General features: G+C 68.7%; 17 protein-coding genes. 15 read left to right on the top strand and 2 right to left on the bottom strand.

Annotated features, from left to right (window positions below; genetic code table 11):
- The first annotated feature begins 29 nt into the window (after positions 1-29).
- The 8 genes from ASD43_RS00635 to ASD43_RS00605 all read left to right on the top strand — a co-directional run bounded on the left by ASD43_RS00635 (position 30) and on the right by ASD43_RS00605 (position 8,281).
- Positions 30-1,073 carry a response regulator gene (locus ASD43_RS00635; protein WP_056412222.1) on the top strand — a complete coding sequence of 348 codons (1,044 nt, stop codon included), beginning with the start codon at positions 30-32 and terminating at the stop codon, positions 1,071-1,073.
- Positions 1,073-2,062, top strand: coding sequence for an ATP-grasp domain-containing protein (locus tag ASD43_RS00630; protein WP_056412218.1), 990 nt, complete (start codon positions 1,073-1,075; stop codon positions 2,060-2,062). Before ASD43_RS00635 ends, ASD43_RS00630 begins: the two co-directional genes overlap by 1 nt.
- Positions 2,059-2,772 carry a PHP domain-containing protein gene (locus tag ASD43_RS00625; protein ID WP_056412215.1) on the top strand — a complete coding sequence of 238 codons (714 nt, stop codon included), beginning with the start codon at positions 2,059-2,061 and terminating at the stop codon, positions 2,770-2,772. The genes ASD43_RS00630 and ASD43_RS00625 overlap by 4 nt, the downstream gene beginning before the upstream one ends.
- Positions 2,772-4,259: a glycosyltransferase family 2 protein gene (locus tag ASD43_RS00620; protein ID WP_056412208.1), complete on the top strand. Its 1,488-nt coding sequence runs from the start codon at positions 2,772-2,774 to the stop codon at positions 4,257-4,259. The genes ASD43_RS00625 and ASD43_RS00620 overlap by 1 nt, the downstream gene beginning before the upstream one ends.
- Positions 4,256-4,399 (top strand): hypothetical protein, encoded by a 144-nt coding sequence (locus ASD43_RS17355; protein WP_188042401.1) that lies wholly within the window; start codon positions 4,256-4,258, stop codon positions 4,397-4,399. The genes ASD43_RS00620 and ASD43_RS17355 overlap by 4 nt, the downstream gene beginning before the upstream one ends.
- Positions 4,396-4,743, top strand: coding sequence for a response regulator transcription factor (locus tag ASD43_RS00615; protein ID WP_056412206.1), 348 nt, complete (start codon positions 4,396-4,398; stop codon positions 4,741-4,743). Before ASD43_RS17355 ends, ASD43_RS00615 begins: the two co-directional genes overlap by 4 nt.
- Positions 4,740-6,524 carry a sensor histidine kinase gene (locus tag ASD43_RS00610; RefSeq protein WP_056412205.1) on the top strand — a complete coding sequence of 595 codons (1,785 nt, stop codon included), beginning with the start codon at positions 4,740-4,742 and terminating at the stop codon, positions 6,522-6,524. Before ASD43_RS00615 ends, ASD43_RS00610 begins: the two co-directional genes overlap by 4 nt.
- Before the next feature lie 68 nt (positions 6,525-6,592).
- Complete coding sequence (locus ASD43_RS00605; protein WP_056412201.1) at positions 6,593-8,281, top strand: ABC-F family ATP-binding cassette domain-containing protein; 1,689 nt, start codon at positions 6,593-6,595, stop codon at positions 8,279-8,281.
- 44 nt (positions 8,282-8,325) lie between these two features.
- On the opposite strand, the gene ASD43_RS00600 is transcribed toward ASD43_RS00605, so the two are convergent.
- The gene (locus ASD43_RS00600; RefSeq protein ID WP_056412198.1) at positions 8,326-9,405 is read right to left on the bottom strand and encodes an FAD-dependent oxidoreductase; all 1,080 of its coding nucleotides are present in this window, start codon (positions 9,403-9,405) and stop codon (positions 8,326-8,328) included.
- 76 nt (positions 9,406-9,481) lie between these two features.
- On the opposite strand from ASD43_RS00600, the gene ASD43_RS00595 reads away from it, so the two are divergent.
- The 3 genes from ASD43_RS00595 to ASD43_RS00585 all read left to right on the top strand — a co-directional run bounded on the left by ASD43_RS00595 (position 9,482) and on the right by ASD43_RS00585 (position 16,293).
- Complete coding sequence (locus ASD43_RS00595) at positions 9,482-10,597, top strand: GuaB3 family IMP dehydrogenase-related protein (protein ID WP_056412196.1); 1,116 nt, start codon at positions 9,482-9,484, stop codon at positions 10,595-10,597.
- Between the two features lie 59 nt (positions 10,598-10,656).
- Entirely contained in the window at positions 10,657-11,409 is a 753-nt protein-coding gene (locus tag ASD43_RS00590; protein ID WP_082539409.1) for an SURF1 family protein, read from the top strand.
- Positions 11,410-11,643: 234 nt separating this feature from the next.
- Positions 11,644-16,293 carry an ExeM/NucH family extracellular endonuclease gene (locus tag ASD43_RS00585; RefSeq protein WP_056412190.1) on the top strand — a complete coding sequence of 1,550 codons (4,650 nt, stop codon included), beginning with the start codon at positions 11,644-11,646 and terminating at the stop codon, positions 16,291-16,293.
- A 72-nt stretch (positions 16,294-16,365) separates the two neighbouring features.
- Here ASD43_RS00585 and ASD43_RS00580 read toward each other — a convergent pair whose 3' ends face one another.
- Positions 16,366-17,169, bottom strand: a complete 804-nt coding sequence (locus ASD43_RS00580) for a DeoR/GlpR family DNA-binding transcription regulator (RefSeq protein ID WP_056412188.1) — start codon at positions 17,167-17,169, stop codon at positions 16,366-16,368.
- A gap of 248 nt (positions 17,170-17,417) precedes the next feature.
- On the opposite strand from ASD43_RS00580, the gene ASD43_RS00575 reads away from it, so the two are divergent.
- From ASD43_RS00575 to ASD43_RS00560, 4 genes are all read left to right on the top strand, one after another.
- Entirely contained in the window at positions 17,418-18,710 is a 1,293-nt protein-coding gene (locus tag ASD43_RS00575) for an ABC transporter substrate-binding protein (protein WP_056412185.1), read from the top strand.
- A gap of 82 nt (positions 18,711-18,792) precedes the next feature.
- Positions 18,793-19,716 carry a carbohydrate ABC transporter permease gene (locus tag ASD43_RS00570; protein WP_056412182.1) on the top strand — a complete coding sequence of 308 codons (924 nt, stop codon included), beginning with the start codon at positions 18,793-18,795 and terminating at the stop codon, positions 19,714-19,716.
- A gap of 2 nt (positions 19,717-19,718) precedes the next feature.
- On the top strand, positions 19,719-20,564 hold the full coding sequence (locus tag ASD43_RS00565; RefSeq protein WP_056412180.1) for a carbohydrate ABC transporter permease: 846 nt from the start codon (positions 19,719-19,721) through the stop codon (positions 20,562-20,564).
- Between the two features lie 43 nt (positions 20,565-20,607).
- A complete protein-coding gene (locus ASD43_RS00560; protein WP_056412177.1) occupies positions 20,608-21,471 on the top strand; it encodes a ketose-bisphosphate aldolase in 864 nt (287 codons plus the stop codon).
- Positions 21,472-21,474: the final 3 nt, after the last annotated feature.

Here is a 21,474-nt window from a genome sequence, read left to right as displayed (position 1 = left end):
GGGGGACCTCCCCATTGAGAGCCGCATACATGCCTCAGGATGCCCCACGCGTCCTGGTCGTCGATGACGACCCCGACGTCGCCCTGCTCGTGAAGACCGTTCTCGAGAGACGAGCCGGATGCGAGGTCGTGCTCGCGCACGACGGACGCGCCGCCGTCGAGCGACTCTCGACGTTCACCCCCGACGTCGTCGTGACCGACATCGAGATGCCCGGCCTCGATGGACTCGAGCTGCTGGCGGAGCTCCGCCAGGCCGACCCGGGGCTCCCCGTGATCGTGATGACGGCCCACGTCTCCGTCGAGTACGCGGTCTCGGCGCTTCGCGCCCAGGCCGACGAGTTCCTCACCAAGCCGCTCGACAACGCCCGTCTGGTCGAGGCCGTCACCCGGCTCGTCGCAGAGGGGCGCGCGCGCAAGGAGGCGAGCCGCCCGCGCGAGGTCGTGCTCGCGATCGGCGCGCACCCCGACGACGTCGAGATCGGCGTGGGTGGACTGCTCGCCGCCCACGCGCAGGCGGGCGACGAGATCACGATCCTCACGCTCTCCCGTGGCGCTCGCGGCGGCGACGCCGAGAGCCGACAGCACGAGTCGCTCGCCTCCGCCGAGATGCTCGGGGCGAGGCTGTTCGTCAAGGACCTCGTCGACACGGAGATCTCGGGCGGCGGTGCCACCGTGCGGCTGATCGAGGAGGTCGTCGCGGAGGTCCAGCCGACCGTCGTCTACACGCACTCCTCGAACGATCGCCACCAGGACCACCGTGCCGTGAGCGAGGCGACCATCGCGGCCACTCGCCGTGTCGGGACGGTCGCGTGCTACCAGAGCCCGTCCGCCACCATCGACTTCCGCCCGACCCGCTTCGTGCGCATCGATCAGTACCTCGGGCACAAGCTGCGTCTGCTGGAGTGCTTCGGCTCGCAGACGGCGACCCGCGACTACCTCGAGCCGGAGTTCGTCACCGCGACGGCGCGCTACTGGTCGCGCTTCGGCGGGGGAGTGGCGATCGAGCCGCTGGAAGTCATCCGAGAGACCGCCGAGTTCATCGGCGCCCACGAACTCACACGGCTGGAGAACTGATGACCGCACGCGTACTCGTCACCGGAGCAGGCGGACCCGCCGGTGTCGCGGTGATCCGCTCACTGCTTCGGCGCTCCGACCTCGAGGTCTTCGCCGCCGACATGGACGGCTGGGCGAGCGGCATCTACCTCGTGCCCGCGTCGCACCGGCGACTCGTCCCCCCGGGCCGTGACGAGGACTTCGTGCCCGCGATCACGCGGATGGTCGCGGAAGACCGCCTCGATCTGGTGATCTCCACGGTGGACGTCGAGCTGATCGCCCTCGCCGGGCGCCGCGACGAACTCGCTCCCGCCGTGCTCGCCGCTCCTTCGCAGGACACGCTCTCCGTCGCCCTCGACAAGATGCTCCTCGCCGAGCGGTGCGCGCCGACCGGGCTCACCCCTCGCACGGTCCTCGCCGGACCCGATGCGCAGACCGTGGACTGGGAGTTCCCGGTGTTCGCCAAGCCGCGCCAGGGTGCGGGCAGCCGAGGGATCCGGCTGGTTCCCGACCGTGCCGCCCTCGACGAGCTCCCGACCGATGAGGGACTCATCGTGCAGGACTTCCTCCCCGGCGAGGAGTACTCGGTCGATGTGATCGCCGACGCCTCCGGCTCGGTCGTCGCAGCGGTGCCGCGCACCCGTGCCAGGGTGGACTCCGGTGTCGCGATCGCCGGACGCACGGTGCACGACGCCGAGCTCGAGGATGCCGCCGCCGAGATCGCTCGGGCGATCGGTCTCGTGGGGGTCGCCAACGTGCAGCTCCGACGCGACCGCACAGGGCGGGCCGTGCTGCTCGAGGTCAACCCGCGATTCCCCGGCGCGCTCCCGCTCACCATCGCGGCGGGCGTCGACATCCCCTCGCTGGTCGCCGACCTGTTCCTGGGGCGTGACCTCCCCGCGACGGTCGCCTTCCGCGAGCTCGCCTCCGTGCGGTACCTGGAGGACATCATCGTCGAGGTCGGCGACATCCTCGTCTCCGATCACGCGGGGCACCAGGAGGAGCTGTGACCCACGCCCTGCTGCGCGGCGACCACCACGTCCACTCGACGTTCTCCGACGACGCCGTGTCGTCCCTGGCCGAGAACGTCGCGGCGGCCGCGGCGGCGGGACTCGAGACCGTCCGGCTCGTCGATCATGTGCGCCGTTCGACGACGTGGGTGCCCGAGTACCTCACGGCCGTGCACGCGCTGCAGGTGCCGGACGGGCTGACGGTGCTCACGGGCGTCGAGGCGAAGATCCTCGACGCGGCGGGCGAGCTCGACATCCCGGAGCTGCCGAAGGGAATCGATCGCATCCTGATCGCCGACCATCAGTTCCCCGGGATCGACGGGCCCCTCGGCCCGTCGGCGGTGCGCGAGCACATCGCCGAGGGCTGGTCGTCCGACGACGTCCTCGACCAGTTCGTCTCCGCGCTCATCGCCGCGATGCGCCGCCATCCGGGCAACCAGCTCGCGCACTGCTTCTCGCTGCTGCCCAAGATCGGTCTGTCCGAAGACGATCTGGGGGCTGAGCGCGTCCGCGCCTGGGCGACGGCGGCCGCCGAGACCGACACGATGGTCGAGGTCAACGAGAAGTGGGTGTGTCCCGGGGCGACGGTGCTCGACGCGCTGCGCGACGCCGGAGCGGTCATCGTGGCGTCGACCGACAGTCATGTCGCCGCCGACGTCGGTCGCTATCCGCGTCTCACCGCACTCCTCGACGGCGGGGACGCACCCTGATGCCGGTTCTGAACGGCGTCGAGACGGCCGTCGTGGTCGTCCTGCTCCTGTGCGTGCTGGTGGGCACGCTCCCGGTGATCAACACCGGGCTGCAGTTCCTCGTGCTGCCTCTGCACGCGTTCCGCAACCATTACGGCAAGGCCGCGCCCTACCACCCCACGATCGCCGTTCTGATCCCCGCCTGGAACGAAGGCCTCGTGCTCGGCCAGGCGATCGATCGACTGACCCAGCTCGAGTACCCGGCCGACCGGCTGCGCATCTTCGTCATCGACGACGCCTCGACCGACGACACCCCCGCCGTGGTCGCGGCGAAGGCGGCGGCCTACCCGGGGCGCGTGGTGCATCTGCGGCGCGAGCAGGGCGGCCAGGGCAAGGCGCACACGCTGAACCACGGCCTCGACATCGTGCTCGCCGACGACTGGGCCGAGGCCGTGCTCATCATGGATGCCGACGTGATCTTCGCCAAGGACTCGCTGCGCAAGATGAGCCGGCATCTGGCCGACCCGAAGGTCGGCGCCGTCACCGCGTACATCGCGGAGGGCAGCCGGGACCGCAACTACCTCACCCGCTTCATCGCGATCGAGTACGTGATCGGCCAGCTCTCGGCGCGTCGCACGCAGAACGTCGGAGGCGCCATCGCGTGCCTCGCCGGCGGAGCGCAGCTGCATTCGCGGGCGAACCTGGAGGCCATCGGCGGACGGATCCCGACCGGGACCCTCGCCGAAGACACGATGACCACCTTCGAAGGGCAGCTGGCCGGGCGTCGCATGGTCTTCGAGCCGCACGCGGTGGTGCTGGCCGAGGAGCCGCGCACCATCGACAGCCTCTGGAAGCAGCGGCTGCGCTGGGCCCGTGGCAATGTGCAGCTGACCTCGATCTACCGGCATCTGTGGTTCCGTCCGAGCACGGAGCACAACCTGGGCAGCTTCGCGTTCGGACTCGCGTGGTTCACGATCCTGCTCCTGCCGGCGTTCATGATCCTCGCTGCATCCGCTCTGCTCGTGCTGCTGCTCCTGCACAGCGACATCGCGGAGTTCGTGTTCCGGTTCATGTGGATCGCCGCCGCCTGCATCTATCTCTTCTCGATGCTCTACGCGGTGCAGCTCGACGGCCGTATCGGTCGTCAGTCCTGGCGCGAAGCCCTCATGTTCCCGGGTCTCGGGGCTCTGCTCCTGATGGCGATCGCCCTGTTTCCGTGGCTGTTCGAGGCGGGGTTGAGCGATCTCGGGCTCGCGCTCACCGACGAGACGCGGTGGGCCTGGGCCGTCGTGTTCTACCTCTGGGGTCCCATCTCGATGCTCGGGATCTGGCTCGCGCGCGCGGTCGAGCCTCTGCCCGGCGGTCGGTTCTTCGCGGGGCTGCTGCTCTACGTCTGCGGGTACGGCTCGCTGCTGTGCGCCATCACCGTCGACTCGTACATCAAGGAGTGGCGTCACGCCGACGCCGCATGGATCAAGACCGAGAAGATCGGACGGGTCGACTCATGACCGAGGCACTGTCACAGAGTTCCGAGGAGGAGGAGATCAGGGCGGACGCCCGTCGTGAGAGACGGCTGATCTCCCAGGCTCTCCTCTCGATCGGCGTCGTCGTCGTGATCGTCGTCGTGCGAGAGCTGCTGCTCCGATGAGCGAGCGGCCGCTGGCCCTCGTCGTCGAGGACAGCGCAGACCAGATGGATCTGCTGCAGAGGTATCTGGACCGCGAGGGATTCGACGTGCTCGCCGCGGTCGACGCCGAATCCGCGATCGCCGCCTTCGGGGACATCTCGCCAGTCGTGGCCGTGATCGACTTGCTGCTGCCCGGCATCACGGGCACCGAATGCGCACGCCGCGTGCGGGCGCGCTTCCCCGACTGCTATCTGATCGTGAGCTCGGTGCTCGACGAGGCCGACTACCCCGATGCGGATGCCGCGCTGCCCAAGCCGATCGTCGGTGCAGATCTCCGCCGACTGCTCGCAGAGGTGCATCGATGAGGACCCCCGCCCGCGTCCAGGCGTCGGTGGAGCGCGGCTGGCGGCGATACTTCGACGACCCGACGCCGCTGATGAAGCAGGCGCCGACGGCTGTGGCGGTGGCCGTCGCCGCGGTTCTCGTCGCGAGCCTGCCGGGCTTCATCGTGACGTACCTCGAAGCGGTGATCGTCGGGGTCTCGCTCGTCGCCGTCATGACCGTCATGGCCGCGGTGCTGAGCGCGCGCGGTGTGTACGACGGCTGGGTGGTGCTGCTCATCCCGGTGATCGACCTGCTCGGGATCGGTGCGTTGCGCGTCGGCACCGGAGGGGCCACCTCGTTGCTGGGCTCGCTGGTGCTGCTTCCGGTGATCTGGATCGCCGCCGCACCGGGGTTCCGCCAGGTCTTCATCGTCGCGGGTTTCACCTCGATCGCCCTGCTGATGCCGTACCTCGTCGACCCGCCCCACGACCCGGTCGAGTGGCTGCGCGGCATCATCGGGCCGCTCGTCTTCGCCACCGTCGGCGCCATCGTCAATGAGATGTCGCGGTTGCAGCGGCTGCGCACTTCGCAGGCGGAGGCGCTGGTCGCCGAGCGCACCGCGGCCCTCGTCGCGAATCAGGCGATGCTCGAGAAGCTGAGTGCCAGCGAGCAGCAGTACCGAGCTCTCTCGGAGACCTTCACGAGCGTCTGGAACTCGATCACCGGACAGGCCGTGATCGTCACCGACAGCGAGGGCACGATCTCGGCGTGGAACCCCGGCGCCGTGCGCCTGCTGGGGATGTCCGAGCACGAGGCGCTCGACGAGGTCCGCGTCGAGCGGTTCTTCCCGTCGTCGGTGCTCAGGCAGTTCGCCCCCGCGGGCACCGAGCGCGCCGCCGATCAGATGCATCCGGGGCTGCGGGCGCTCTTCGACGAGGCCGACGCCGGGCTGACGGTCGACACCCGCGTCGACGTCTCGACCGCGGGAGGCTCGCCCGTGCCCGCACGGGTGACGGTGACGTCGCACCAGGACTCGCACGGCTCCCAGCACGGGTATCTGCTCGTCATCACCGACGAGACACGGGCCGTCGAGGTCGCGCGCATGAAGGATCAGTTCGTCGGGATGATCTCGCACGAGCTGCGGACGCCGCTGAGCGCGATCATCGGCTTCCTCGATCTTCTGCAGAACGATCCGGCGCAGCCGCTGACGGCCGATCAGCAGGAGTTCGTCGACATCATCGAACGCAACGCGCAGCGGCTGCTGAATCTCGTCGGCGATCTGCTCTTCACCGCCCAGGTGGATTCGGGGCGCTTCCCGCTCGAGCGTCGGGACACGGACGTCGTCGACCTCGTTCGCGTGGCGGTGGCCTCGTCGGGGCCGCATGCGCACCGCGAAGGGATCGAGATCACCGCCGAGGTGCCCGACGCTCCCGTGTGGATCTCGGTCGACTCGGGACGGATCGGTCAGGCGGTCGACAACCTGCTCTCCAACGCGATCAAGTTCACCGGAGACGGCGGGCGCGTCACCGCGTCCGTGCGAGAGATCGACGGCCACGTCGAGCTCTCCGTCCGCGACACCGGCGTCGGCATCCCCGAAGATGAGCAGGGCATGCTGTTCACGCGTTTCTTCCGTGCCTCGACCGCGACCCGCAACGCGGTGCCCGGTGTGGGGCTCGGGCTCACGATCACCCGCGCCATCGTGCTCGCTCACGGCGGATCGATGGAGGTCACCAGCCGCGAGGGCGTCGGCACGGAGTTCCGGATGCTGCTTCCCACGACTCCGCGCACCGAGGTGGTTCAGGTGGTCGACTACCGGGAGTGATCGTCGTCGTCGCCCGATCCTGATAGCCTGGTCGGCTCGCCAGGCGGGCGGAAGGACGGCCACGCACGGTGGGATACATAGATGTGACGGGGGTCTCGCTGAGCCTCCCCGACGGCAGGCCGCTGTTGGACGAGGTGACGTTCCGCGTCGGCTCGGGGTCGACGAGCGCACTGATCGGTCCGAACGGCGCGGGCAAGACGACGCTGCTGCGGATCATCCGCGGCGACGTGGCACCGGACGAGGGCGTCGTCACGATCGACGGCGGTCTCGGTGTGATGGACCAGTTCGTCGGGCACGGTGAGCCCGGCCAGACCGTGCACGAGCTGCTGGTGAGGGTCGCGCCGCGTCGTATCCGCCAGGCGGCCGAGGCGCTGGAGGAGGCGGAGAACGCGCTGATCGCGCGCGACGAGCACGACACGCAGATGGCGTACGCCGCGGCGATCGCGGAGTACGCGGACGCCGGAGGATACGAGCACGAGACCGTCTGGGACCAGTGCACGGTCGCTGCCCTCGGGGTGTCGTTCGATCGTGCACGCCATCGCGAGCTCACCACACTGTCGGGCGGGGAGCAGAAGCGCCTGGCGCTGGAGGCGCTGCTGCGCGGTCCCGACGGCGTGCTGCTGCTCGACGAGCCGGACAACTATCTCGACGTGCCGACCAAACGGTGGCTTGAGGAACAGCTGCGTCAGACGCCCAAGACGGTGCTGCTGGTGTCGCACGATCGAGAACTGCTCGCGCGCGGCGTCGACCGGCTGGTGACCCTCGAGCCGGGCGGTGCCGGGGCCACCGCGTGGGTGCACGGCGGAGGCTTCGCGACCTACCACCGGGCGCGCAGCGACCGGATGGACCGTCTCGACGAGCTGCGTCGTCGCTGGGACGAGCAGCACGAGAAGCTGCGCATCCTGGTGGCCACGCTCAAGGTGAAGGCGTCGGCGAACGACGGCTTCGCCTCGAGGTACCAGGCGGCACAGACGCGTCTGCGGCGGTTCGAGGATGCCGGCCCTCCCGAGGAGAGGCCGCCGGCGCAGGACTTCGACATGCGATTGCGCGGTGCGCGCACGGGCAAGCGCGCGGTCGTCGCGCAGCGGCTCGAGCTCACGGACCTGATGCGGCCGTTCGACGCCGAGATCTGGTACGGCGATCGTGTCGCCGTACTGGGCTCGAACGGGTCGGGCAAGTCCCATTTCCTCCGCCTGCTCGCCCGTGGCGGCACCGATCCCGACCCCGCGCGAGGGCATGTCACCTCGACGGGCGAGCAGCTCGACGTGGTCCACCACACCGGCAGTGTGACGCTGGGGGCGCGGGTCGTGCCCGGGCTGTTCGCGCAGACGCACGCGCATCCGGAGTTCGTCGGCCGCACCCTGCTCGAGATCCTGCATCGGGGTGACGAGCGGCGCGCGGGGATGCCCCGCGATGCCGCCAGCTCGGCGCTGGACCGCTACGGCCTCGTGCGCCAGGCGCAGCAGGGATTCGAGTCCCTGTCCGGCGGGCAGCAGGCGCGGTTCCAGGTGCTGCTGCTCGAGCTCTCGGGCGCCACGCTGCTGCTGCTCGACGAGCCCACCGACAACCTCGACATCGAGTCGGCCGAGGCGCTCGAGGATGCGCTGACGCGGTTCGACGGCACCGTGCTCGCGGTCACGCACGACCGCTGGTTCGCGCGGTCCTTCGACCGATTCCTCGTGTTCGGCTCCGACGGGGAGGTGTACGAGGCCGATGCCCCCGTGTGGGAGGAGGGAAGGGTCGTGCGCAGTCGCTGAACCGCTCGAGGGCGTGGCCTCGTCTGCGGTGCGCCGGGCGCGGGTCAGCGCAGGCGGAAGGGGTCGGCCGCCTGCGCCGACGGATCGGCGACCAGTCCCGCCAGGACGGCGCCGATGGCGGGGGCGAACTTGAAGCCGTGGCCCGAGAACCCCGCCCCCACGACGATGCGCCCTCGCCGATCGAGCACGAACGCGCTGTCATCGGTCGAGGTGTAGGTGCAGCTGATCGGGACGGCGGATGCCGGGTCGAGGCCGGGCATCCACTCGCCGACGTAGTCGGCCAGCGACTCGGCGTGGGTGGTCACGTGCGGTCGTCCGTCGGGATCCACGATGTCGCCCACCCGGTGGAACCCCACCTTCACGCCCTCGCCGGGGGTCGGCATCCCGTAGACGGTCCCGGGATAGCGGCCGGGGTCGAGGTAGTGGTTGAGCGAGGGCCAGTCCGCGCGACCGACGGGGAGGAAGTGCGCCGGAGTCTCCTCGGTCACCTGGAGCCGGGGGAGCGGGAAGTCGGGGAGGATCCGCCGCGTCCACGCGCCGGCGGTCACCACGACGGCGTCGGCGCGGATCGTGCCGGTGTCGAGTACGAGGTCGACGCCGGCGTCCGTCTCCTGCACGCGGGTCACCGGTGCGCCCCATCGCACCTCGCCCCCTCCCGCCACGATGCGACGCTCGAGCTCGACGAGCGTGGCGCTCGCCCGCGCGACGCCCGCGTCCTGCGAGAACAGCACGGGGCCGTCGAACCGCATGCCCGACCAGCGGGAGGCGGCATTCCGCGCGGAGAGGATGCGGGCGTGGATGCCGCGCTCGTCCAGCCGCCGCGCGATCCGGACGACGTCCACCGCGCCGTGCGTGACCAGCCCGTGCAGGCGCAGCAGCGGCGCACCGTCGACGTCGCCGAGGGCATCCCATCCGGCCTTCGCGCGCACGAGCAGATCGAGGTAGTGCTCCTCGTCGTACGCGTTGTTGAAGTTGCGGGTCGCGCCGTGCGAGGCGCCCTGGTGATGCCCTCGCGTGAATCGCTCGAACACGACGGGGGAGAGACCGCGGCGAGCGAGCTCCCAGGCCGTCGCGAGTCCCATCACGCCGCCGCCGATGACCGCGACCTCCACCGCATCCGACATGCTGCCTCCCGTGCTCGTGTCCAGTCTTCCAGCCGTGGGCAGTGTCGCGCGCGCCCGGTAGGCTTACGGGGTGACCATGGAGATCGAGCTGGGCCGAGGCAAGCGTGCGCGTCGCGCGTACACGTTCGACGACATCGCGGTGGTGCCCTCGCGGCGCACCCGCAACCCGGAGGATGTGTCGACGGCCTGGACCATCGATGCGTTCGGCTTCGGGATCCCGGTGCTCGGCGCCCCGATGGACTCGGTCGTCAGCCCGCAGACCGCGATCATGCTCGGACAGCTCGGTGGACTCGGCGTGCTCGACCTCGAGGGCCTGTGGACGCGGTACGACGACCCCGAGCCGCTGCTGGCCGAGATCGCCGGCCTCGACGAGGGCAAGGCGACGGCGCGCATGCAGGAGCTGTACGCCGAGCCGATCAAGCCGACCCTCATCACGCAGCGCCTCGCCGAGATCCGTGAGGCCGGCGTCACGGTCGCCGGCTCCCTCACCCCCCAGCGCACGCAGGAGTTCTACGACACCGTCGCGGCGGCCGGCGTCGACCTGTTCGTGATCCGTGGCACCACGGTGTCCGCCGAGCACGTGTCGAGCGTCGACGAGCCGCTCAACCTGAAGAAGTTCATCTATGACCTCGACGTCCCCGTGATCGTCGGCGGCGCGGCCACCTACACCGCCGCCCTGCATCTGATGCGCACGGGCGCCGCCGGCGTGCTCGTCGGCTTCGGCGGGGGAGCGGCATCCACCACGCGGGCGACCCTCGGCATCCACGCGCCCATGGCGACAGCCGTGTCCGACGTCGCGGCCGCGCGGCGCGACTACCTCGACGAGTCCGGCGGACGCTACGTGCACGTCATCGCCGACGGGGGCGTGGGCACGTCGGGCGACATCGTCAAGGCGCTCGCGATGGGCGCGGATGCCGTGATGCTCGGCGTCGCCCTCGCCCGGGCCACGGATGCGCCTGGTCGCGGCTTCCACTGGGGTCCCGAGGCGCACCACCCGAAGCTCCCGCGCGGGCGTCGCGTCGAGGTCGGCGGCATCGGCACGCTCGAGGAGATCCTCTACGGTCCCGCGCCCGTCGCCGACGGCACCGCGAACCTGATCGGCGCGCTGCGCAAGTCGATGGCCACCACGGGATACTCCGACCTCAAGGAGTTCCAGCGGGTCGAGGTCGTCCTCGCGCCCTACGAGGCCTGAGGGTTCTGCACGACACCGTGAGTGCTCCCGTTCTGTTCCCACCGACCCTCCGCGAGGTCATGCTCCGCGGACGCTGGATCGGGATGCTGGTGCTGTGCCTGGTCGTCGCCGGCGTATTCGCGTGGCTCGGACAGTGGCAGCTCGAGCGCGCGATCGAGACGGATCCGCCCCCGGCGGGTGTGACCGAGCAGCTGCGTCCGCTGACCGATGTGGTCGAACCCGGCGTCTATCTTCCCGAGCCCCTGGTCGGCCAGCAGGTCGAGACGTCCGGAACCTGGATCGCCGACGACTTCCTCGTCGTGTCGAGCCGCTTCAACGACGGCGTCGAGGGGTACTGGGTGACCGGGCAGCTCCGGGTCGCGGAGCGCACGTCGATCGCCGTCGCGATCGGTTGGACCGCCGACCGTGATGTCGCGGATGCGGCGATCGACGAACTGGACTCCGGCTCGTCGTCGGCGACGATCACCGGGCGTCTCATCTCCGATGAGGGCACGGCGCTGCCGCCCGAGGACGATCCGCAGCGCATGGACCGGATGTCGCCCGCCGCGCTGCTCAGCCACTGGCACGACACGGATCAGCTCGACGTGTACCGGCCGTATCTCGCCTCGGTGACGGCCACGGCCGGCCTCGCCGACATCGCCTCCCCGGCGCCCGAGGAGATGTCGCCGGTGAACTGGCTCAACGTCTTCTACGCGGTGGAGTGGGCGATCTTCGCCGGCTTCGCCTTCTACCTCTGGTACCGGCTGGCGAAGGACGCCTGGGAGCGCGAGGTCGAGGAGTTCGACGACGCGGCCGCGGGCGAGACGGCCTGACCGACCGCGCGTCTGCGCGACCCCCGGTGCGCATCCGAGCGGGGATGCGTCCGGTATTCCACCTTCGTCGGGGGTACGCTCCGACCTTCGGTGAGGGCTTGGTTACCAATCGGGAAACTCCGTTGAGGTTGTCCGAGGGCGTCCGTAGGCTCGCTCACATGTGCGTGAGCTGAGTGCGCGCAGCCGCGGTTTCACGAGAGCCGCCGCCGGACGAAACCCGAGGAGACAACACAGATGATGTCCGCTCCCGACGCCGTGAACCACGAGGTTCCCGGGTCTGATCGCAGAAGTCGGGGGCGTCTCGGCGTCCTCGCCGCCACCTGCGTCGCCGCTCTGGGCGCCAGCGCCCTGATCGCCGCGCCCGCCTCCGCCGATGTCGCAGGCACAGGGGTGGTCATCAACGAGGCGTACCTCTCCGGCGGCAGCGCCGGTGCCGCGTTCACGAATAAGTTCGTCGAGCTCTACAACCCCACGGCCGCTCCGGTGACCCTCGACGGTCTCTCGCTGCAGTACCGCTCCGCGACGGGCACGGGCGCCTCCAACGGCGTCGCGCCGTTGACCGGCGTCATCCCTGCGGGCGGACACTACCTCGTGCAGGCGGGCAGCAACGGCGCGAACGGCGCGGCCCTTCCCTCGGCCGATGCGGTGAGCACGCTCAACCCGAGCGGCACGAACGGCACTCTGGCCCTCGTCGAGGGCACCGCCGCCGTCACCCTCGCCCCCGGCTCGGTCACGGGCGTCGACGGCGTCATCGACGTTCTCGGCTACGGCACCTCGAACACCTTCGAGAAGACCGCGGCGACGCCCCCCACCGGCAACACCGACGTCAAGTCGCTGAACCGCACCGACGGCGCGGACACCGACGACAACCGCGCGGACTTCGCCCTCTCTGCGACCATCACGCCGCAGAACTCCGGCGGCACGGATCCCGGTACCGACCCGGGCACCGACCCCGGCACCGATCCGACCGCCGTGTCGATCGCCGAGGTGCAGGGCACGACCGATGTCTCGCCGCTGAACGGCCAGACCGTCACGGTGCAGGGCATCGTGACGGCCGACCACCGCACCGGCGGGTACAAGGGCATCGTCATCCAGACCCAGGGTTCGGGCGGCGCGACCGATGCGACCCCCGGTGCCTCCGACGGCGTCTTCGTCTTCCTGAACGCGCTGGCGCCCACGCTCGAGATCGGCGACCTCGTGTCGGTCACCGGAGGAGTCAGCGAGTACTTCGGACAGACTCAGATCAACCCGACCGCGCTCTCCGGCATCTCGGTCGTGCAGGCCGGAGTGGGCGTCCCCGAGGTGACCCCGCTGCCCGACACCGTGGTGGGCGCCGACCGCGAGCAGTACGAGAACATGCTCGTGGCGCCCGAAGGCACCTACCGCGTCGCCTCCAGCCACCAGCTCTACAACTTCGGGGCGCTGTGGCTCAACGCCGGTGCCGATCTGAACGTCAAGAGCACAGAGCTCGCCCGTCCGGGCGATGAGGCGGCGGCGATCGCTGCGGCGAATCGCGCCAACCGCATCCTCCTCGACGACGGATGGTCGATCCAGGTCACCAACAACGGCCACCCGAACGACCAGCCGTACTTCACCAAGGACCTCGTGGTCCGCAACGGCGACACCGTCGACTTCAGCGACCGCGGCTACGTGCTGCAGTACGGCTTCGACGACTGGCGGCTGCAGCCGGTGGTGCCGATCGACAGCACCTCGCCTGCCGACCTGAAGGCCGGCTTCACCGCGACCAACCCGCGCAGCGACGCGGCCCCGTCGGTCGGCGGCGACGTGCAGGTGGCGTCGTTCAACGTCTTCAACTACTTCACGACGCTGAAGAGCACGAACTCGAACGCCAGAGGCGCGGCGAACGCGGCGCAGTTCGAGATCCAGAAGTCGAAGATCGTCGCCGCCATCAACGGCCTCGACGCCGAGATCGTGTCGCTGATGGAGATCGAGAACTCGATCAAGCTCGGCGGATCTCTCGATGACGCCCTGGCCGATCTGGTCGACGGTCTCAACGATGAACTCGGCGACGACGTCTGGGACTACGTGCGCACCCCCGCCGAGCTGAACGACGCGGCGACGACCGATTTCATCACCAGCGCCATCATCTACAAGAAGGATGCGGTCGACACGGTCGGCGACAGCCTGACCGTCAGGGATGAGAGCGTCTGGGGCAACGCCCGCGAGCCGATCGCGCAGGCGTTCGACATCGACGGACGCGTCGTCACCGTGGTGGCGAACCACTTCAAGTCGAAGTCGGCGCCCGAGGGCGGGGGCGCGGAGCCGGCCGATGGTCAGGGCTTCTTCAACGCCGACCGTGTGAAGCAGGCGAACTCGCTCAAGGGCTTCACCGAGGAGATCGAGCAGACCACCGGCAGTGCCGACATCCTGCTGATCGGCGACTTCAACGCCTACGCCAAGGAAGACCCGATCGACGTCTTCACCTCCGCGGGGTGGAGCGATGTCGCGCGCGAGAAGGCACCGGATCAGCACACGTACTCGTTCGACGGCGAGCTCGGCTCGCTCGACCACGTGCTGGCCTCGCCCTCGCTCTCGGCATCCATCACCGGTGCGGGAGTGTGGAGCATCAACTCTCCGGAATGGAGCGATCGCGGCTACGCCTTCGGCGCCACCGAGGCGGGCACGCCGTTCCGCTCCAGCGATCACGACCCGATCATCGTGGGCGTCTCGTCCGCGGTGCCGCCGGTCAGCATCGACGTCGTGACTATCAACGACTTCCACGGCCGCATCGAGGCCGACGGCGCCGCAGCGGGTGCCGCGGTGGTCGCCGGAGCCGTCAAGCAGTTCCGCGCGGCGAACCCGAACACGATCTTCGCCGGTGCCGGCGACCTGATCGGCGCGTCGACGTTCACGTCCTTCATCAACGACGACAACCCGACCATCGACGCGCTCAACGCGGCAGGTCTCGACGTCAGCGCGGCGGGCAACCACGAGTTCGACCAGGGCTGGGAGGACCTGCGCGACCGTGTGCAGGACCGCGCGGACTGGGAGTACATCTCGTCGAACGTCTTCCTGACCGAGACGGGCGAGCCCGCGCTCGCACCGGCCTGGGTCAAGGAGCTCGACGGCGTGCGGGTGGGCTTCGTCGGAGCCGTCACCGAGGATCTGGATTCGCTCGTGTCGCCCGAGGGCATCGCGGGGCTCGAGGTGCGCAGCATCGTCGACTCCGTGAACGCCGTGGCCGACGACCTGCGTGACGGCGACGACTCCAACGGTGAGGCGGATGTCGTCATCCTGCTCGTGCACGAGGGCGCCGAGAGCACCGAGCTGTCGGCGATCACCCCGACCTCGCCGCTCGGCGAGATCGTGTACGGGGTCGACGACGACGTGGACGCGATCGTCTCGGCGCACACCCACCTCGCGTACAACCACGTCATCGACGGTCGACCCGTCGTGTCGGCGGGGCAGTACGGCGAGAACCTCGGCCTGATGAACCTCCAGGTCGATCCGAAGACGAAGGAGCTGCTCTCGATCACCAACGAGATCAAGCCGCTCACCTCGGCCGGCCAGCCGCTGTATCCGGCTGTTCCGGAGGTGGCCGACATCGTCGCGAAGGCGAAGGCCGAGGCCGACGTCCTCGGAGCGGTGAAGGTCGGAGACATCACGGCCGACTTCAACCGCGCTCGCCAGGCGAACGGCTCCGAGAACCGCGGTGGCGAGTCCACCATCGGGAACTTCGTCGCCGACGTGCAGAAGTGGTCGACCGGGGCCGACATCGCGCTGATGAACCCGGGCGGGATCCGCGCCAACCTCACGTACGCGTCGTCGAACGCGAACGACCCGGCGGGCAACGTCACCTACCGAGAGGCGGCGACGGTGCAGCCGTTCGCCAACACGCTGGTCACGCTGACGCTCACCGGAGCACAGCTGAAGGGCGTGCTCGAGGAGCAGTGGCAGCCGGCGGGATCGGCTCGTCCGTTCCTCAAGCTCGGCGTGTCCGAGGGGCTGGTCTACACGTACGACCCCGCGGCCGCGCAGGGCTCGCGCATCACGTCGATCACGCTCGACGGCACCGCGATCGATCCGGCGGCGAACTACACGGTGGCCGCCAACTCGTTCCTCGCCGCGGGTGGCGACAACTTCGGCACCTTCAAGGCCGGAACGGGCAAGCGTGACACCGGCAAGATCGACCTGCAGTCGATGGTCGACTGGTTCGACGCGAACAAGACCGCGACCCCTGATCTCGCGCAGCGAGCCGTGGGCGTCTCGGTCAGCGCTCCGGACGCCGACGGCTACCGGGCCGGCGACCAGGTGACCGTCGCGCTCTCGTCGCTGGCCTTCAGCGCGGGGGAGCAGGCGCCGGGAGAGGTGGCGCTGTCGCTCGGAGGAGCGCAGCTCGCCTCGGGAGCCGTCGATCCGACGATCGTCGACACCACCGACGAGGTGGGGCGCGCATCGCTGACCTTCACGGTCCCCTCGGGCGTTTACGGGGCGCAGCAGCTCACGGTCTCCGTGGCAGGCACGGGCACGACCGTGCAGGTGCCGTTCACGATCGCCGGCGAGGAGGAGCCCGAGCAGTTCGCGGGCACCATCGAGCTCGGGTCCTCGAAGGTGGCTGCGGGCAAGAAGCTGCAGATCCGCGGAGAGGGCTACGAGGCGGGCGAGACCGTGACGGTCGACCTCCGTTCCACGAAGGGGCAGGAGGTCGAGGTCGGCACGGTGAAGGTCCGGGCCGACGGCACGTTCTCGACCACGGTGACGGTTCCCAAGGGAGCGAAGCCGGGCCCGTACACGGTCGCGGTGGCTCAGGCCGACGGCGATGAGGCGACGGCGACCGTCACCGTGACCCGCGCCGGCGGTATCGGCGGGATCATCGGCGGCATCCTCGACTGGCTGTGGGATCTTCTCCACGGGTGGTTCTGACGCTGAACGCGCAGTGATGCACGACGGAGGCCGCCGGGAGCGATCCCGGCGGCCTTCGTCGTGCGCGGCGGCTCAGCCGCTGATGACCTCGACCTCCGCCTGCACGAGCGCGGCGGCGAAATCGGACGTCGGTGCGGTGTCCGTCACGAGGTAGTCGACGCGATCGAGCGTCGTCACCTGCGCGAAGAGCCGGCGACCGAACTTCGACGAGTCGGCGAGGATGGCCGTGCGTTCCGCCCGCTGGATCATCTCGGCCATCATGTTCGCGTCGCCCATGTTCGACGTCGAGAACCCGGCCTCGTCGATCGCGCCCACGGCGATGAGTGCGAGATCGCACCGGATGTCGACCTCGGGCCCTCCCGGCGTCATGGTGAACGTCACCGGTCCCGTCGTGGCCTGGGTGATCGCCCGCACGGCCCCGCCGAACACATAGAGGTCGCGGAACGCGGAGGGGGGGATCTCCGCGGGGATGCGGAGATTGTTCGTGGCGATCGTGAGGTCGCGGTGCGTGCGCAGCGCGCGGGCGAGGGCGAGCGTCGTCGTGCCGGCATTGATCATCACGACCGCGCCGTCGTCGATCAGGCCGGCGGCGAGGCGCGCGATCTTCTCCTTCTCCTCGGTCTGCATCCGCAGCCGCACGTCGAGCGCGCGGTCCTTGAGCTGCCCCTCCGCGCTCATCGCGCCGCCGTGGGTGCGGATCACGACGCCTTCGCGGTCGAGCTGATCGAGGTCGCGTCTGATGGTGTCGATCGAGACGTTGAAGTGCTCGGCGAGGCCTCCGACGGTGACTTCGCCCACCTGCTCGACATAGGCGGCGAGATCGGCCTTGCGGCCGGCGGGGAGTCGGCGCTTCGGCGTCGATGCGGTTGCTTCCATGCACACATCTGTAGCACATCGCCGCAACGAACGCCGCAGATCAACGCAGAAAGCCGCAATCTGTCGGGTCGAGAAATAGGGCGCTATCACCCGCGCAACGGGACTACAGTCGAGGAAATCTGTAGTTACAACTTGGATATCCGCAGTAAAAGTCTTGACTATCCTGCAAATGTCGGCATAACATGGCTCAAAACCGCACGAACAAGCATCGAAGCGCGTGTGCGGCACGATCTCGAAGAGGAGAAGTGATGATCACAGTGGGGCGAGGGCGACGCATTCTGAAGCTCGCCGGCGCAGCGACGGCAGCCGTGACGGTTCTGGCCGTGGCAGGGTGCGCGGCGGGCGACAGCGGAACGGGCGCCGGCGACGGCGACGTGACGATCGAGTTCGCGCAGTGGTGGGAGCCCGAGCTCCCCGACGGCGAGTTCCAGGGGCTCATCGACGAATTCGAAGAGGCGAACCCGGGAATCACCGTCAAGCTCGTGAGCGGCCCGTACGCGTCGACCAAGGAGCAGCTGTTCGCCGGTGCCGCCTCGGGCACGATGCCCGACGTCGTCGGACTCGACGGCGCCTGGGTGAACGACTTCGCCTCGCAGGGGGTGATCGCCGACCTCAGTGCGCTGATGAAGGAGAACGACTACGACGACAGCGAGCTGGCGAGCCAGATCCAGGTCGACGGCAGCACCTACATGATCCCGGTCGTCAACTTCGTCTACCCGATGTTCACGAACGACACGCTGCTCGCCGAGGCCGGCGTCACCGCGCCGCCCACCACCCGCACGGAGTTCGCGGATGCCGCGGCGAAGGTCTCCGCTCTGGGCGACGACGCCTCCGGCTGGGTGCTCCCGCTGTCGCTCGAGGCGCCCAACGGCGTGCAGAACGACGTCATGTCGTGGGTGTGGGCCTCCGGTGGCTCGATGCTCAAGGACGGGCAGCCCGACCTGACGAACGCCGATGTGACCTCGGCCGTCGATTTCATCGGCGACATGTGGGATGCGGGATCGATCGCGTCGGGATCCTTCACGATGAAGGAGCAGGACAAGGTCGAGGAGTTCACCAACGGCCGCGTCGGCATGATGATCGACTCGCTCGCGCACATCAACCTGATCCGCGAGACCAACCCGGATCTGAAGTTCTCGATCTCCGCCCTCCCGGCAGAGGACGGCTACGACGGCGAGCGGGGCATCCCCTACGCGTCCTGGGGCATCGGCGTCGCCGAGAACTCCGAGCACAAGGACGCCGCGTTCAAGCTCGTGTCGTTCCTGATGAGCGAGAAGACCAACTCCGAGCTCTCGACGATGGCGAAGGCGTTCCCCGGCAACTCGAAGTCCGTGCCGGACTTCGTGAACGACGACGAGCTGTTCAAGACGGCGTTCGACATCTACCAGGCGGGCTACCCCGCCAACGAGTTCACCGGACTCCCGGTCGCCGAAGACCTGATGCGTCAGCTCGGGGAGCAGCTGCAGTCGGCCTTCGACGGTCAGCAGTCGATCGACGACGCGCTCGACAAGGCGCAGGAGTCCTGGAAAGCGGAGTTCTGAGCTCCCGCTTCCCGTCTGAACGGGGTGCCGCATCGTCCCTGATGCGATGCGGCACCCGACCAATCAAGGAGCCACGCGTCCCATGAGTCTGAGAACGTCCGACGACACCGAGGTGATCGTCACCGGGGTCCCGCTGTCGCGCCGCCGGCGCCAGCTGCGCAAGACCACCGAGTCGTACGCCTTCCTCTCGCCCACGATCATCCTGCTGTTCGTGCTGATGATCGTTCCGATCATCATGGTGATCGGGTACTCCTTCCAGGACAACGTGATCCTGAACAAGTCGCCCGAGTTCGTCGGAATCGCCAACTACGTCGAGATCCTGTCCGACCCGCGCTTCTGGAAGGCGACGGGCAACACCATCCTCTTCACGGTGACGAGCGTGGTCGCGCACCTCGTCCTCGGACTCACCTTCGCGATGATGCTGAACAGCCCGCTTCTCGGCCGCTTCTCGCGGTCGTTCTTCCGGGCCCTGTACATCCTGCCGTGGCTGTTCACGGTCGCCGTGATCGCGGTGCTGTGGAGGATGCTGCTCGCCCCCAACGGTGTGGTCAACTTCCTCCTCAACACGGACATCGAGTGGCTCGCCTCGCCGCAGCTCGCGCTGGGCACCATCATCTTCATCAACATCTGGGCCGGATACCCGTTCTTCATGGTGAGCCTCCTCGCCGGTCTCCAGGGCATCCCGAACGAGCTCAACGAGGCGGCGACCGTCGACGGCGCCGGTGCCGTGCAGCGGTTCTGGAACGTCACCATCCCGCAGCTGCGCCCCATCATCGTGAGCCTCGTGCTGCTCGATCTGATCTGGACCTCTCAGCAGTTCGCCCTCATCTGGATGACGACCGGTGGCGGCCCCATCGACGTCACCGAGGTGCTCAGCACCTTCACCTACAAGCTCGCCTTCGCCAAGTACGACTTCTCGCTCGCCGCCACGTCGGCCGTGCTCGTCCTGCTCATGTCGATGGTCCTCGCCGTCTTCTACGTCCGTCACCAGAAAGCGAGGGACTGATCGTGGCTCTCACCATCGTTGCCCAGCGCCGCGTCGCGAAGACCGGCGTGACGATCGGACTGATCCTCGGAGCGGTCTTCGCCGCCGGCCCCGTGCTGTGGATGCTGTCGAGTTCGTTCAAGTCGAACACGCAGATCTTCGAGCTGCCGCCGCGACTGATCACCGACACGTTCTCGTTCGACGCCTACGTCGCGATCTTCACCAACCCCGAGACGATGCGGTTCTTCCTGAACAGCTACATCGTCGCCGGCGCGGTCACCATCCTCACCCTCCTCGTCGCGATCCAGGCGGCGTACGCGTTCAGCCGGTTCGACTTCCGCGGCAAGCGCATCCTGAACGTGGTGATCGTGAGCGTGCAGGCCGTGCCGCCCATCACACTGCTCATCCCGTACTTCGGGCTCATGGTGGCCCTCGGGCTCTACAACTCGTACCTCGGACTGATCCTCACGTACATGGTGTTCACGCTGCCCTACGCGATCATCATGATGACCGGGTACTTCAACACGCTGCCCAAGGAGCTCGACGAAGCCGTGCGCGTCGACGGCGCGGGGTCGATGACCGCGCTGTGGCGCATCCTGGTGCCGATCTCGATCCCCGGCATCGTCTCGGTCGGCATCTACACGTTCATGATCGCGTGGAACGAGTACCTGTTCGCGCTGACGCTGACGCGAACGATCGACATGCGCACGGTGCCCATCGGCATCCAGCTGCTCATGGGCCAGCACTCGTACGAGTGGAACCAGATCATGGCCATGAGCGTGCTCGGGTCGATCCCGGTGCTCCTGCTCTTCCTCTTCTTCCAGCGCTACTTCATCGGCGGCCTCACGGCCGGTTCCGTGAAGAGCTGATCCGTCCGACCTCGACTTCACCCCCACGAAACAGGAGAAACACGTGCTCTACACCGGCAAATCCATCCTCGACGTCGCCAACGAACACAACTTCGCGATCCCCGCGTTCAACATCAGCGACTGGGCGATGTTCACCGGCATCATCGACATCAGCGAGGAGCTGGACGCCCCCGTCATCATCGCCATCCACCCCGACGAGGTGTCGCACGTCACGACGGATCTGATCGCCGCGATGCACTCGCGCGCGCACCGGGCGAGCGTCCCCGTGGCGATCCACTGGGACCACGGCGGCACGTACGAGCAGATGATCACCGCCATCAAGTCCGGTTTCACCTCGGTCATGATCGATGCCTCTCTGCTGCCGTTCGAGGAGAACGTCGCGCTGACGCGCAAGGTCGTCGAGGCGGCCCACGCCGTGGGGATCCAGGTGGAGGGCGAGCTCGGCACCATCGGCGCGAACGACAGCTACGGCGAGTCGGGAGCGGCCGAGATCATCTACACGAACCCGGACGACGCGGTGCGCTTCGTGCAGGAGACGGGCGTCGACAGCCTGGCGATCGCGATCGGCACCTCGCACGGGCTGTACCCGAGCGACAAGAACCCCGAGCTGCGCCACGACCTCCTCGAGCAGATCAAGGCGGCCGTCGGAATCCCGCTCGTGCTGCACGGCGGGTCGTCGAACCCCGATGCGGAGCTCGCGCGCGCGGTCGAACTGGGAGTGAACAAGATCAACATCTCCAGCGACATCAAGGTCTCGTACCACAACCGGATGCGCGAGATCCTCGGCACCGACGAGCGCCTGCGCGAGCCGAACGCGATCCAGCCCGAGCCGATCGCGGCCATGAAGGCGACCGCGGCTGAGAAGATCAGACTGTTCGGCGCAGACGGCAAGGCCGAGCTGTACTGACCA

Source organism: Microbacterium sp. Root553, assembly GCF_001426995.1.
Classification (GTDB): Bacteria; Actinomycetota; Actinomycetes; order Actinomycetales; family Microbacteriaceae; genus Microbacterium.
This window is presented reverse-complemented; position numbering and strand designations above follow the sequence as displayed.

Bases quoted from the DNA above. Each gene is read 5' to 3' on its own strand.
- ASD43_RS00635 (WP_056412222.1), top strand. From the start codon at position 30: ATGCCTCAGGATGCCCCACGCGTCCTGGTCGTCGATGACGACCCCGAC.
- ASD43_RS00630 (WP_056412218.1), top strand. From the start codon at position 1,073: ATGACCGCACGCGTACTCGTCACCGGAGCAGGCGGACCCGCCGGTGTC.
- ASD43_RS00620 (WP_056412208.1), top strand. From the start codon at position 2,772: ATGCCGGTTCTGAACGGCGTCGAGACGGCCGTCGTGGTCGTCCTGCTC.
- ASD43_RS17355 (WP_188042401.1), top strand. From the start codon at position 4,256: ATGACCGAGGCACTGTCACAGAGTTCCGAGGAGGAGGAGATCAGGGCG.
- ASD43_RS00615 (WP_056412206.1), top strand. From the start codon at position 4,396: ATGAGCGAGCGGCCGCTGGCCCTCGTCGTCGAGGACAGCGCAGACCAG.
- ASD43_RS00610 (WP_056412205.1), top strand. From the start codon at position 4,740: ATGAGGACCCCCGCCCGCGTCCAGGCGTCGGTGGAGCGCGGCTGGCGG.
- ASD43_RS00600 (WP_056412198.1), bottom strand. From the start codon at position 9,405: ATGTCGGATGCGGTGGAGGTCGCGGTCATCGGCGGCGGCGTGATGGGA.
- ASD43_RS00595 (WP_056412196.1), top strand. From the start codon at position 9,482: ATGGAGATCGAGCTGGGCCGAGGCAAGCGTGCGCGTCGCGCGTACACG.
- ASD43_RS00590 (WP_082539409.1), top strand. From the start codon at position 10,657: ATGCTCCGCGGACGCTGGATCGGGATGCTGGTGCTGTGCCTGGTCGTC.
- ASD43_RS00585 (WP_056412190.1), top strand. From the start codon at position 11,644: ATGATGTCCGCTCCCGACGCCGTGAACCACGAGGTTCCCGGGTCTGAT.
- ASD43_RS00580 (WP_056412188.1), bottom strand. From the start codon at position 17,169: ATGGAAGCAACCGCATCGACGCCGAAGCGCCGACTCCCCGCCGGCCGC.
- ASD43_RS00575 (WP_056412185.1), top strand. From the start codon at position 17,418: ATGATCACAGTGGGGCGAGGGCGACGCATTCTGAAGCTCGCCGGCGCA.
- ASD43_RS00570 (WP_056412182.1), top strand. From the start codon at position 18,793: ATGAGTCTGAGAACGTCCGACGACACCGAGGTGATCGTCACCGGGGTC.